Annotated in this window: 12 protein-coding genes and 2 pseudogenes; 9 read left to right on the top strand and 5 right to left on the bottom strand. The window is 40.3% G+C overall.

Going from position 1 to position 13,720, the window contains the following annotated elements; genetic code table 11:
• From L2096_RS05800 to L2096_RS05820, 5 genes and pseudogenes are all read left to right on the top strand, one after another.
• A pseudogene (locus tag L2096_RS05800) lies at window positions 1–139 on the top strand (acetyl-CoA C-acyltransferase); the annotation flags it as partial.
• Between the two features lie 9 nt (window positions 140–148).
• Window positions 149–952 (top strand): 3-oxoadipate enol-lactonase, encoded by an 804-nt coding sequence (gene pcaD / locus L2096_RS05805; RefSeq protein ID WP_250365032.1) that lies wholly within the window; start codon window positions 149–151, stop codon window positions 950–952.
• A gap of 169 nt (window positions 953–1,121) precedes the next feature.
• Window positions 1,122–1,736, top strand: a pseudogene (locus L2096_RS05810) (IS1595 family transposase).
• 34 nt (window positions 1,737–1,770) lie between these two features.
• Window positions 1,771–2,658: a hypothetical protein gene (locus tag L2096_RS05815; protein WP_250365033.1), complete on the top strand. Its 888-nt coding sequence runs from the start codon at window positions 1,771–1,773 to the stop codon at window positions 2,656–2,658.
• Window positions 2,659–2,661: 3 nt separating this feature from the next.
• Entirely contained in the window at window positions 2,662–2,913 is a 252-nt protein-coding gene (locus L2096_RS05820; protein WP_004936978.1) for a hypothetical protein, read from the top strand.
• 540 nt (window positions 2,914–3,453) lie between these two features.
• On the opposite strand, the gene L2096_RS05825 is transcribed toward L2096_RS05820, so the two are convergent.
• Window positions 3,454–4,383, bottom strand: coding sequence for a HEAT repeat domain-containing protein (locus L2096_RS05825; RefSeq protein ID WP_250365034.1), 930 nt, complete (start codon window positions 4,381–4,383; stop codon window positions 3,454–3,456).
• A gap of 604 nt (window positions 4,384–4,987) precedes the next feature.
• Here L2096_RS05825 and L2096_RS05830 point away from each other — a divergent pair.
• Window positions 4,988–6,331, top strand: a complete 1,344-nt coding sequence (locus L2096_RS05830) for an aspartate aminotransferase family protein (protein WP_151746407.1) — start codon at window positions 4,988–4,990, stop codon at window positions 6,329–6,331.
• A 43-nt stretch (window positions 6,332–6,374) separates the two neighbouring features.
• Here the strand turns inward: L2096_RS05830 and L2096_RS05835 are convergent, their stop codons facing one another.
• Window positions 6,375–6,791, bottom strand: a complete 417-nt coding sequence (locus L2096_RS05835; RefSeq protein ID WP_250365035.1) for a winged helix-turn-helix transcriptional regulator — start codon at window positions 6,789–6,791, stop codon at window positions 6,375–6,377.
• Window positions 6,792–6,889: 98 nt separating this feature from the next.
• Here L2096_RS05835 and L2096_RS05840 point away from each other — a divergent pair, with 98 nt between their 5' ends.
• A complete protein-coding gene (locus L2096_RS05840) occupies window positions 6,890–7,903 on the top strand; it encodes a zinc-binding alcohol dehydrogenase family protein (protein WP_250365036.1) in 1,014 nt (337 codons plus the stop codon).
• Between the two features lie 53 nt (window positions 7,904–7,956).
• Here L2096_RS05840 and qhpR read toward each other — a convergent pair whose 3' ends face one another.
• From qhpR to L2096_RS05855, 3 genes are all read right to left on the bottom strand, one after another.
• Window positions 7,957–8,991 (bottom strand): AraC-like transcriptional regulator QhpR, encoded by a 1,035-nt coding sequence (qhpR, locus tag L2096_RS05845; protein WP_250365037.1) that lies wholly within the window; start codon window positions 8,989–8,991, stop codon window positions 7,957–7,959.
• Between the two features lie 149 nt (window positions 8,992–9,140).
• On the bottom strand, window positions 9,141–10,376 hold the full coding sequence (locus L2096_RS05850) for an HAD family hydrolase (protein WP_250365133.1): 1,236 nt from the start codon (window positions 10,374–10,376) through the stop codon (window positions 9,141–9,143).
• 149 nt (window positions 10,377–10,525) lie between these two features.
• On the bottom strand, window positions 10,526–11,536 hold the full coding sequence (locus L2096_RS05855; RefSeq protein ID WP_025095927.1) for a phosphotransferase enzyme family protein: 1,011 nt from the start codon (window positions 11,534–11,536) through the stop codon (window positions 10,526–10,528).
• Between the two features lie 182 nt (window positions 11,537–11,718).
• On the opposite strand from L2096_RS05855, the gene eat reads away from it, so the two are divergent.
• Window positions 11,719–13,134 (top strand): ethanolamine permease, encoded by a 1,416-nt coding sequence (gene eat / locus L2096_RS05860; RefSeq protein WP_111813090.1) that lies wholly within the window; start codon window positions 11,719–11,721, stop codon window positions 13,132–13,134.
• A gap of 168 nt (window positions 13,135–13,302) precedes the next feature.
• Window positions 13,303–13,704 (top strand): hypothetical protein, encoded by a 402-nt coding sequence (locus tag L2096_RS05865; protein ID WP_228205177.1) that lies wholly within the window; start codon window positions 13,303–13,305, stop codon window positions 13,702–13,704.
• The last annotated feature ends 16 nt before the right edge of the window (window positions 13,705–13,720 follow it).

A 13,720-nucleotide genomic window follows, 5' to 3' on the forward strand; every position in this document is an offset into this window, starting at 1 on the left:
TCATCCATTGGGTGCATCTGGTGCGCGTCTGGTGACGACGGCTTTAAACCAGCTGGAACAGTCGGGCGGTAAGTATGCGCTGTGTTCGATGTGTATCGGCGTGGGTCAGGGGATTGCGCTCATTATTGAGCGGGTTTAAGGAATAAATATGCCAGTATTTCACTTTAAAGACACACTAACGGCGCAGGATGTTGCTCTCAATTATGCAACATTCGGTCAGGCGGATCGTCCTGCACTGATCTTTTCAAATTCGTTAGGTACCAACCTGAGTATGTGGCAACAGCAGATAGCGTATTTTCAGGACAAGTATTTTGTCATTTGCTACGACACGCGCGGTCATGGTGCATCATCGACACTTGTTGGCCCTTATCGCATTGATCAGCTAGGTACCGATGTAATTGCATTGCTTGATCATTTGCAAATTCCTCAGGCTACGTTTTGTGGAATTTCGATGGGTGGTTTAACCGGACAATGGCTGGCAATACATTTTCCTGAGCGTTTTAATCAGGTGATTGTAGCCAACACCGCAGCAAAAATTGGAGAAGCTCAAGCTTGGCAAGCACGTGCGCAATTGGTGCGTGAGCAAGGGTTAACACCAGTTGCTCAAACTGCGGCAGCACGCTGGTTTACGCCAGGCTTTATTGAAGACTCACCAGAAATTGTAGAAAAGCTGAGTCATGATTTAGCTCAAGGTAGTGCCGAAGGCTATGCCAGTTGTTGTGAAGCGTTGGCAGAGGCCGATGTGCGCCCTCAACTGCAACGTATAAGCATACCGGTACTGGTGATTGCTGGTGCACAAGATCCAGTGACCACAGTAGTCGATGGTCAGTTTTTATGTGAGCACATTGTACATTCAACACTTAAAGTGCTGGAGGCATCGCATATTTCGAATGTGGAACAGCCACAGGCATTTAATCATGCAGTCGAAGCAGTGATGAAGCGCTTCAATTGATTTGATCTTTTTGACAGATAGAGATTTTAAACCTTTATCTATGAATTTTCAAAACGCCGCGCGTTCATGCACGTGGCGTTTTTTTGTATCGGCTCAGAAAGCGATTTTATATGAAAGCAAAAACAGATACTATTCCCGTTCAAGAATCACACAAGCAAAACTCAGGTAGATCATTCGTTTTTTTGCCGTGGATTTTACTGGTTCAGACACTGCTAAACTCACCAGTACTTCAGTGCGTTCTATCAATACAACTTACATCAAATTGCGTAAAAAATACTATTTAGTATGAACAAATATCTCTTTTCAATGATGTTATTGAACTGGATGAATTTTATTTCTGAGTCAATCGTGTACGAGGTAAGCACGGTCGAGGTGCATTAGGTAAAACCGTTGTTTTTGGACTACTGAAACGGGGTAGGAATTTATATAAAGGAATTGTCCCTCACTGCTCCAAAGCTACGCTAAAAGGTATTATCCGTGGACATATTGAGCTTGTTCAGTGATTTATGCTATAGGCTGGAGAGGCTATGATGGTCTAGTTGAAATTGGTTTTGGTAAATATCTAGGAGTTAATCATGGAGACAATGAATTTGCTAATGCTGAGCGTAATATTAGCGGCATAGAATCATTCTGGAACTATGTTAAAAAGCGACTCAGTAAATTTAATAGAATTGACAAAAAGATATTTTATTTGCATCTTAAAGAAAAGGAGTATTGCTTCAATCATTGGTATTGTAATTTATACCTCGATTTGCTTAAATTAATTCGTAATAATTTTCTTTAACTTCCTAAGCCCCAAAATTAAAATAGGGAAAATTATGAAATATAAGAGTTTATATTTAGTATTATTATTATCTGTACCAACATTTAGTTTTGCTCGAAATTTAAATTTAAATCCATATCTAGAAAATCCATCTACGTTATCTAAGATTGATAGTAACTCACATATTCAGAATGAATTAGCGGCTGTATTAGGCGAAGATTACATTAAATTTTCGAAAAATTTTGAAGTCTTATCAACACCATATAAGTTAAAAATGGCAAAAGCTATTTATTCTGAAGGTAGAACAAAAGCAGGTAGTGATGCTTCTGCAATGACTTTGTATGCAGATGGTCGTATTTACGCAGCTCACTATAATTCACAAAAACATACTGTCAGATATTTTACAAATGATAAGTCGTGTTCAACGGTACTTCATCCCACAATCCAAGTCTTTATAAAGCATTATCCGAATGTAAAAGTTGAGTTTGTAAACTCGAATAATAGTGTTCTGAAATATAATGATGGTAATGGGTTAGGGTGTTCTAGCCCAACATCCCGTACAGTTCAAACATATCCCATTGCGCCCGATAATCCAGCTCAAGCTGCTGCACGTGAGGTTGCCTCTAAGATATGGACACAAAGTATAGCTAACTCATTAGATATGAATAATGACGTGGGGGTTGTCATTTCTAATACAGTAAAATCAATTCTTGCCTGTTCTGCAAATTTTAATTTGGGTCCAAAACCACTTGGTGTTGGAGACATAATTCCTGGTACATCATATTTTATAAAACCAGGATTAGATTATTTGAAAGATTATTTTTATGAAATCATTCCTTATTTAGCTGGATTAAGCGGTGCTCAACCAGTTTATAAAGCTTGTATAAATGTAGCAGCAGCAAATAATAGATCTGCATTAGAGATGGCATCACTAGGAATCTAACGAATGTCTACTTCTCTATGGATATTAATTTATTTATGTTTTAGCTTGGTTTGTAAGTGGATTCTTTCGTGGGGTGGGGCTAGTTATATTAAGGGTTGGAAAAGTATCTTTTTTTTAGATACAGAATCTAGCTCATGGAATGAAGAACAAGTAAAAATGATGACCTTGTTTTTATGGGTTGGTTTTTCTATCTTATTTGTAATTGGTTTAATTTATCCAGAATACAGATTCTATAAGCTTAAAAATAATTTGTAGATTACTAGTAAAATAGAAAAATAAGTTATTATCTAATTTAAATGCAAAGTCCTTGTTTCCATAAGGGCATTCAACTTACATTTTTTGGCGTTACACTTAAATGATGGTTAGAAGAGTTGTTTAATGAAAGCTCTGTAGAGCTAGCAACTCGTAAAGATATTCACACAAAGCCTTATATAGCAGTCAAATCTTATCCTAAGAGATTTGTCCTATGACACAAATTTAAAAATTTAAAAAATTACTATTACTCAAAAATTTACAGCACTTCTCTATTCGTTCACTACATCTGTACAATAGATAAAGTTAACAAGTTCGATTTTATATTTTGGTTTAGTCTTTGTTGGCTTTAACAAAGAATTGCTAGAAAGAATCTCAACCATAATGCATTCAGTCTCGTCGGAAGTAGTCAAAGCTCAGCTGAATTTGCTCGAGACATTGGAAATATTAAAACGAATATCGTCCAGATGAAGGAACGATAAAAAGAAATAGAGAACCTAAAACCTAAGCAATATCGCGGTATGAGTTTTGGATGTTAATTATTTAAAATCTATTTAAAGTGTTTTTCCAAATATCATTTTTAGAACTAAAATCATCATTATGCGAAGTTGGAGGATTTTTTTGAATAAATGTATAAAGTTCTTCTTTTTGGGTTGGATTCAATACATTTAATATGTCTGGATTATTGATAATACTGCTACAAATACTCATTATAATCGCGTCTTTTATTATTTCATTTTTACTCATAATTGTAGAAATAGTATTTGTTGAATCCATTCCGTTGAGAATGGTGGTAGCTATATAAGATGATTCATTTGCCGTTATATTTTGCTCATTGAGAATACTCTTAATCATTGCTTTTGTATCCTCAATAGAAGGGTTAGTAGACATATAAGAGGATACAATAGTCTGTTTCACTTCGGTGGATATATTTGGGTTTTTCTTTAACTCATTAACTTCTTTAGATATTTTAGATCTTATTTGATTATTTTCTGGGAGTGTTTTTTTAAGTTCATGTTCTTCTTCTGTTAGTAAAGACGCATTACTAAGTGCACCGAGAGCAGCACTTTGAACGATAGGGTTATTACTTTTTAAGAAAGGAAGAATATCATCCACTGCTTCAATTGGATTCAGATTCGCTAACTGAGATAAAATTTCTCTAACTGCTGCCGGATCATTTTTATTTTTATTTAATAAGTCGTTTAGCTCTTTAACTTTTTCAATACGGCTGTATTGTGAATTTTCATTAACATCAATAATTTTTTGTGACCAAAATGGAACATTAAGTTTTTGAGTATTTTGTCTTACCTGTATGTCATTCATAATTTTATCTTGATACATACTTTCAGAACTTTTTGCTTTAAGTGCTGTTAGACTTTCAGAACCTTGATCAGTTGAATCTTCTTTTATAAAAAATATGAATATGGTTAAAATAGTAAAGGATAATAAGACATACAGAATATTTTTTTTCATAAGTAATCTATCAATGTTAAAAGAATTCCTCATTATGATTTAATGAGGAATATATTAAAAATTATGCACGAGTTATCGTTAGAAGAGAGCTATTAAAAGTACCGTTAGGAGTATTTCCACCTAAGTTCCCATTTCCTGTCTCTGTATAAAGCCATTTTGTAAATCTGTCACAACGAAAGCTACCCTTTTGCCAAGTATAGGCTATACATCTACCGCATGAATTATAAGATGAACAAAAGTGAACTTGTTTTTGCTTTATTATAAAACACATTTTTATCTTTAGAATTAAGATAAAACAATTGCATACGAATATCCTCACGATTTAATTCATACCATTATTTGTAAGATAGTTATTTTGATTAGTATGACATTCTAGTGTTAGATGCGATACGTAGTAGTTTGCTGAAGCATACAGCAATCCGACCATACATTGAATTCGCTAATTTGACATCAAATGACAACTTTCGCGCTTTAGTGTCAAGTTTCTTTTCTCAAACTTGAACAATATAAGTCAAACAGCGATATATACATTCGAAAGAACATGGCCCGATTTGATTCAATTTCAAGTGTGCCATTTTGAATTATTTAAATACAGGAGTCATTCATGGTTACACGTTCAACCATCATGGATACCAACAGTTTCCGCGCAGAACATGCAGCCGCACTGGATGCTGAAACCCGAAAATTAACAGATAAACGCAGCCAAGTGCTCGGTGAGTCTTATCGATTATTTTATCGTAACCCTGTGCATTTGGTAAAAGGGCAAGGGCAGTATCTTTGGGATGCTGCGGGCCATAAATATCTCGATGTATACAATAATGTAGCCAGTATTGGGCATTGTCATCCTGCTGTCATTGAGGCAGTGAATGAGCAGATGAAAATGCTCAACACACATACACGCTATTTGCATGAAAATATTCTGAATTACACCGAAGAGCTTTTAAAAACAACACCAAGCGAAATTGACCGTGCCATGTATATGTGTACAGGTTCTGAAGCCAATGATTTGGCCATTCGAATTGCCCGTGAATATAGTGGCGGAACAGGTATCATTGTTTCGCAAGAAGCTTATCACGGCACCAGTGAGTTAACTTCAGGCTGTTCTCCTGCATTAGGTTCTGGTCAGGCTTTGGCAGCTACAACTCGTTTGGTTCCTGCACCGGATGCATACCGAATTGCAGCAGATGATTTAGGTGATTGGTTTGCAGCGCAAATTCAACAGCAAATCGATGACATGAACGCCAACGGTATTAAGTTTGCAGGCTTTCTGGCAGATTCAATTTTCTCTTCAGATGGTGTAATGCCAAATCCGGTTGGATTTTTGAAAAAAGCAGTAGATGTGGTTCATGCCAATGGCGGAATATTTATTGCCGATGAAGTACAACCTGGGTTTGCACGTACTGGAGACTCATTTTGGGGATTCGGTCGCCATGGTGTAGTGCCAGATATTATTACCACAGGTAAACCGATGGGCAATGGAATCCCGGTATCTGGTCTACTTGCCAAAAGCGATGTATTGGCAGCATTTAGCGATAATATTCCATATTTCAATACTTTCGGTGGAAACCCAGTATCGATGGCGGCAGCTCAAGCTGTTCTCAAGGTAATTCATGATGCAGACTTACAAGCACACAGCAAATATGTGGGTGCTAAACTTCAGGCCGAACTTAGCAAACTCATGGATATACATGAATGTGTGGGCGATGTACGCGGTGCGGGCTTGTTTATCGGATTTGAACTGGTGAAAGATCGTGACAGTAAATCGCCAGATAAAGCCTTGGCACTGAATCTGATTGAAGAATTACGTAATACTCACCGCGTATTGACTTCGGTTGCTGGCCCATATGGCAATGTACTGAAATTACGTCCACCGCTGGCATTTCAGGAACACGATATCGACTGGTTGGTTAGCGCACTCGATCAATCTATTCGTAAACTCAAAGATTAAAACTCAGCTAATCTTTAAGCCTTATCACTCGATAAGGCTTTTTTTATCCTACCTGAGCGGTAATTTCTGTGTGCTGCTCACGCTCATTATGCTGCTCAGTTTCACTTTGATGCGGTTTTCCATACAAATCGATATGCTGATCGCCCCATTCTTTTAAAGCAACTAAAATAGGCTTTAAGGTTTGGCCCAGCGCAGAAAGCTGATACTCAACCTTAGGCGGCACTTTTGGGTAAACCGTTCGAATAATGAGTCCGTCTTGTTCAAGCTCGCGAAGCTGATTGGTGAGCATACGCTGAGTTACATTTGGAATACGGCGCTTTAGCTCATTAAAACGTAATATTTTTTCGGTAAGTAAATTCCATAAAATTAAACTTTTCCATTTACCGTCGAGTAGGCCAATCGCAGCCTCGACCGAGCAGCCCGGATTACAATTAAAGCGTGAATGTTTTACCTTACTCATAACAGTATCCTTTTTGACACTATGTGCGAAATTTGTCTGTATATACAGTGATTAAGCTTAAGGTATGCTACCACGCAATACAAGTGAGGAACGTCAAGATGAAAGCGGTAGGCTATAAAGAACAAGGTGAGATTACACGCCCAGATGCATTGGTGGATATCGAGATCGAGCAGCCCGTGGCGCGCGGTAAAGATATTCTGGTCGAGGTAAAAGCGATTTCAGTGAATCCGGTTGATACCAAAGTTCGCAAACGTGCAGCAGCAGAAGCAGGACAGTGGAAAATTTTAGGTTGGGATGCAGCTGGCGTTGTGGTCAGTGTAGGCGACGAAGTCACCGAATTTAAAGCAGGCGATGAAGTCTGGTATGCAGGTGATTTAACCCGTCCGGGCAGTAATGCACAGTTTCAATTGGTCGATGCGCGCATTGTGGGGCATAAACCGAAACGCCTTTCTTTTGCAGAAGCGGCTGCTATGCCTCTGACCACCATCACTGCATGGGAAATGTTGTTTGACCGTTTAAAAATTGAAGATCCAGTACCAGGTGGAGACCGAAGTATCCTAATTATTGGTGGGGCAGGCGGTGTTGGCTCAATCACGATTCAATTACTTAAAGCAAAATCAGATTTGAAAGTTATTGCGACAGCATCACGTGCTGAGACACAAGCGTGGGTGAAACAGCTCGGAGCGGATTACGTGATTGATCATTCAAAACCACTTAAGGCGCAAATGGATGAACTGGGTTTAAAGGCACCTAGTTATGTTTTTTCTACCAATTATACCGATCAATACATGGAGCAGATTGCTGCATTGACCGCACCTCAGGGGCGTTTGGGCCTGATTGATGATCCAGCCGAACTGAGTATCAGCTCACTCAAAACCAAATCGATCTCTTTACATTGGGAGTTTATGTATACCCGCTCAATGTATCAAACGGAAGATATTGCACAGCAGCGTGAACTGTTAAATGCAGTGGCCAAACTGGTCGATGATGGCGTCATTCAATCCACATTGACCGAGGTATATGGCAAGATCAATGCCGAAAATCTTAAAGAAGTGCATAGCCTGATTGAAGGTGGTAAAGCCAAAGGCAAAATTGTGCTTGAAGGGTTTTAAATCGAATCAATCAACAAATAGCCGGAACCGCTTAATTGCGTGTTCCGGTTGTATTAGTTACGCCATTGTCTTGGATTAACACCAAACCAGCGCTTAAATGCACGAGAAAATGCACTCACCTCTGAGTAGCCCAATAAAAATGCCATTTCGGAAATCGGGATATTTTTTTGTTTCATGTAATGCTCTGCAAGCTCACAACGCACTTTATCGACCAGTGAACTAAAGGTTAATCCTTCAAGTTTAAGCCGACGGGTGAGTGCACAGCTGCTCAAATCCAAATCGTGTGCAATTTTTTCCAGATTAGGTTCACCTGTGTTCAGCTCAATTTGAATATGTGAGCGCACTTGATCGGTTAGGCTTTGTCTGTGTACATGGGTATTGAGCAAGCGAAGAGTATCTAGAATTACGGTTAATAGCAGCGGATCATGATTGGGCATCGGGTGCTGCAAATCTTTTTTTGACAGTAAAATTGAGTTGAATGGCTGATCAAAATAAACAGGTGCGTTAAACAATTTGCTATGTTCTTGCCAAAACTCAGGCCGCGTATGCTCAAAATGAATTTCACGTGGTGAATAATACCCGCCCAGCACGCCACGAATCACATTCATGAACATGCCTAAGGTCAATTCGGCATCTTGACGTCGGGTTAAGATCGCACCGTGATGCACCTGATAGTCTAAGCGCCAGCAATCTCCTAAATCGACCATGCGGTTCAGCGTGTCTTTCTGGTGCAAATAAAAGTGATTGGTCATATTGACTAATGCGCTTTCAAGCGTTGCAGAGCATAGTCCGATGTAGCCAATTAGACCTAAAGATTTGGGTTGAAATTGCTGACCATAATGCAAACCGAAATTGTCGCATCCTGAAAGTCCAGCAGCCTGTTCTAATACATGACAGTAATTGGGAAGTTGTAAACTTAATGTCGGACTGGCCAGTAACTCGGGATTGATACCACTGATACCAAAGACACGATCGACGTCTGCACCTTTGCTGCTAATGAAATCACTCAAGCCTGATGCAGCTGCTGACAACACGCCCTGATTGCACATGCTGGTGCCCAATAGTTGTGCCGTATTCATCTGAAACATGTGAAGATCTCACTTAATACCGATATATAAGAGAGATGAAGCAAGATGCATACCAGCTATAGCGTAGTTTTTATATGTACGGCTAAAATTAAAAAACCTGCGCCGGAATGGATCAAGCACAGGTTAAAACATAACTCAGTGGATTGGATTTATTGAGATTTCAATGCTTTTGGTATGCTCGATCCATAACTGATACTGTTGATTGATCCTGTAAATTGTCCTGTGTTTGCATCACGGCCCTGTAGTAAAAATTTCGGATTACTCTGTCCATAGCTTTGAACAGCCAAAGCTGAAAACTTCCCAATATCTGTGGTGGGTTTGCGCAGACGATTTACAATCAGCACCTTTTTCGTATCTGTAAAATCCTGCATCATGTTTTGATCGCCTTCGCTGTCGCCAGCAATGAAGAGCGGCCCATAACCATATTTAGATACCAAAAATTTTTCAATTGTGCGCGTTTTGCCTTTGCCTTGGGTCTGATCATATCCTTTACGAAATTCAGGCAAAATGCGTCCTTGTGAATCTCGCTCAAGTTCCATGGCATAAGCATGGCTGTCTGGAATGTTAAAGCCCACGTTGGGATTAGAAATAATTTCTTTAATCACATCGATATATGAAGCCGAACACACATAAACATCGATGCCGTTATTTTGAAATGCCTGAAATAAGTCCTGCATTTCGGCATAAGGGCGTAAACCATTTTCCCACGTTACACTGACCACACCGGCCTGACCTTTTAAATCAGATGGGGATGTCCATGTCACCGGGCCAATGGGCTGAGATTTTTGCCAAGCAACTGTTTTTTGAACCAAATCACGTACTTCTGTTTCGGTCATTCCGGCAAATAAATAGGTTACCCATGGATAAGACACATCATGATCGAAAGTATCTCCAATAGCCGCATACAAATAACGCATTTTGCTGATAAAGTTTTGATAGTGCGGGCTCGTTTGGATTTGCGCTAAGGATTGATTGCCTTTTAAGCCTGAATAGTGCGTATATAGCCATGCATAGCTTTGCACAATATCGGGTGCAATCTTGTCGATATTAACTGCTTGACCTTGGCTGTTATTGTAATCTGCAACAAAATTTTGCGTACTGATTCCCTTACGAATAATCGTATTGAGCTGTTCTGGCGTTACGGCAAATGCAAGCTGTTGAAGTTGATAGATTAATGTCGCTTCCTCAATATCTAAAAAAACCGAGGTATTGTCAAAATCAGTCACAATATAGGGCCGTTTTAACGGATTATAGTTAGGACTGTCTTTGCCGTATTGTGCAATTAATTGATTGAGCTGATCGCGATTAAACGCATCCCAGCGACCTTGTGCCAGATACTCCTGCTTGATCGCGGATGCCAACACCTGTGTATCGTGCTTTGGCATTTGGGCACAGCCTCCCAACGCTAAAACACCTGCGATTAAAGCTCCAATTCCGAGTAAATGCATGTTTCTTTTCATATTTAATTTAGCCCCAAATTACGAAATACAACTCAATTAAAAAACAGATAAAGTGAACAAGTGCTTTGTTTTACTTAAGCGTTGCTACGTCCGACTGGCATTTCACCATTTAAGTACTTCTTACATAAGCGCACGGTTTCATTCGACCACTGATCGCCTAAGCTAAGCGCCATTTCGGTATGTGCATGTGAACCATTCCACGCCATCATTTGAATGCGACGTTGCATAATAAATGTAGGAATCATGACGTAATCATGATTTTGAACATGACCTGTTTTTTCATAACCTGTTAGCCAGTGCTCTACCCATTGCGGTGCAGCATCTAAGTGTTCATTAAAACTAATCGCGGCAGCCAGATCATGCATAAACCAGCTCATACCGCAGTCGTCAAAGTCAATCACACCAATTTGTTGATCTTGCAGTAGTAAGTTGGTGAGTCTTAAATCGGCATGAATCAGACCATAGCGATCTTCACCGGCACCGTACTGGCATAGTTCAGTTGAAATACGTGCAATCGCTTCTTCCACCACAGCGTGGTCGGCTTGATCTAAATGCGGTGCATGTTTCCAGTTGCCCCAATGGCCTTGAGCACCGACCATGGTGTCATGATTCCACACAATTCGATTAAACTGTTCTGGGCGTTTCCAGCTTTTACTGTGTTGATGTAGTGCGGCGGTAATTTGTCCCAGTTGTTGAAAAGCGGTCGGATCGACATCGGTGGTGGGCATGCTGCCATTGACCCAATTGAAAAGCACTGCGTAGCGCGAAATGCCTTCGGCCAGTTTCAGGGTGATCACACGTTGACCATTCTGATCGGCAATCGCCAGTGGAACTTCGATTCCACTTTGATTAAGCGCATCTAACCACGCCAGCTCACTTTCGATATCTTGCAAGTGATGATAATTCGGTCGATGGATTCTAAGTGCGTATTTTGCCTGCGCTGTGGTCACTAAAAAAGTGGCATTTTCTGACTGACACAGGAGTTTAACTGAACCTTGATATTCGTTTGGATATTGCTTGATGGCTTGTTCTGCAAGAATTTGAAGCTGAACTGAGCTTAAAAATTCGTTTTGTTCGACCGTCATGATTCGACTCCTTCACTCTAATTTTAGATACATCGTAAGTACCGATTGGCCTGATCTTATAAAAGAAAAAATGAATCAACTTGACTTCAAATGACCTTGCTCACAATTTGCGGTCAAGTTTTGAAATGGGCTTTTACGCAACATGAATGAAGTCGGTTGGATCAATAGAGTGATTGAATACAATGAAAGATTCAGAATTAAGCCTAGACAATGGCGCAACTCGTGATGTTGATTATTTTGCAAAACGCCAGCTCAAAAAGGGTGCAGTGGGCTGGTTATTATTGGTGGGTTTAGGAGTCTCTTATGTGATATCTGGAGACTTTGCGGGGTGGAACTTCGGTCTGGCTCAGGGCGGCTGGGGCGGTTTATTTATTGCCACGGTCATTGTCGCCTTAATGTACCTGTGCATGAGTTTGTCTATGTCTGAAATGTCGACCATGTTGCCTACCGCAGGTGGTGGCTACAGTTTTGCTCGTGTCGCGTTTGGCCCATTAGGAGGCTACCTCACCGGAACCGCTATTTTAATTGAATATGCCATTGCACCTGCGGCGATTGCGGTCTTTATTGGCTCATATTGTGAGTCACTGTTTGGGATTGGTGGCTGGAGCGTTTACTTACTGTGCTATCTGGTCTTTATGGGTATTCATCTTAAAGGTGCAGGAGAAGCCCTTAAAATCATGTTTGGAATTACCGCAATTGCCTGTGTGGCTTTACTGGTATTTATTGTGGCCATGATTCCGCATTTTGAAAGCGGTAAATTGTTTGATATTGCAGTCAGCAATAACGTAGGGGCCAGTGCATTTTTACCACTCGGTTATTTAGGAATTTGGGCAGCGGTACCCTATGCCATTTGGTTCTTTTTAGCTGTGGAGGGCGTTCCACTGGCGGCAGAAGAAGCCAAAGATCCAGTTCGTTCTTTGCCGCGTGGCCTCATTGGTTCGATGCTGATTTTGGCGGCATTTGCGCTACTGATTTTGTTTTTAAGTGCTGGTGCTGCGGGGTCAGATGCGTTAAAAGCCTCAGGTGCGCCTTTGGTTGATGCCTTGATTGCGGTGTATGGGCAGCATACATGGTTGGCCAGTTTTGTTAATTTTGTTGGATTGGCTGGGCTTGTAGCGAGCTTCTTTTCGATTATTTATGCATATTCGCGTCAGATTTTTGCACTTTCACGTGCCGGATATTTACCAAAAAGCTTGTCATTGACCAACAAAAACAAAGCACCTTTTCTTGCGATTATTATTCCAGGGATCATTGGCTTTTTGATGTCATTGACTCATGAAGGTGATTTACTGATTTTAATGGCTGTCTTTGGAGCAACCATCTCTTATGTGCTCATGATGCTGTCACATATCAAATTGCGGATTTCACATCCAAACCTTGCACGTCCGTATAAAACGCCGGGTGGTGTGGTTACTTCAAGTATTGCATTGGTTCTGGCTGCAATTGCAGTAGTGGCTGGGTTAATGGTCAATCCGAAAGTATGGTTGCTCACCGCAATGATTTATGTGGCTTTTATTCTGTACTTTATTTTGTATAGCCGCTTCCATCTGGTGAAAGGAACGCCCGAAGAAGAGTTTGCGCGCGTGAACGAAGACTAACCACATTTAAGTGAAACCCAAAGGCATGGTATCTACTGATTCCATGCTTTTTTTATATCTGTCGCCTGTACTAGAAGGTGTGTTTTTTTTAAAATTATGCTATTTTCGCCGCGCTTAGGTATTAATTTTTTTGCGATGCATAAATTGGGTGTGGCCTTTGGCCTTTTGGTGATCTTGTTGCAGAATCTTGTATTCTGGCAAGCGCTATTGCCTGTATCGATGCAGCAAAATCCGGTCTGCGTGGAAATTATGCAGATGACTGAGCACAGTGCAATGCATCATGATGCATCGCATACCACAATGTCTGCTGTCAAATCGTCTGCAATGTCATTACATAGCGATTTCAAAGCGGATCATCAGCATTCGATGCATCCAACTCTGGATTGTCATTTTTGTCATCTGTTTCATCATATTGCACCTACGCCGATAACGGATATCACGCTGATCGAGATCGGTCAGGTTTTTAAACTGATTTTCTTATCGGCGATGGCATATATTCTCTTTTGCCTTCGCCGTCTCTTTCTTTGTCCGCAAGGTCGAGCCCCGCCTGTAAATCCTGTTTTGATCTAAATTCCGACATTTTTGT

It is taken from the genome of Acinetobacter sp. ACZLY 512 (assembly GCF_023614015.1).
GTDB classification, from domain to species: Bacteria; Pseudomonadota; Gammaproteobacteria; order Pseudomonadales; family Moraxellaceae; genus Acinetobacter; species Acinetobacter soli.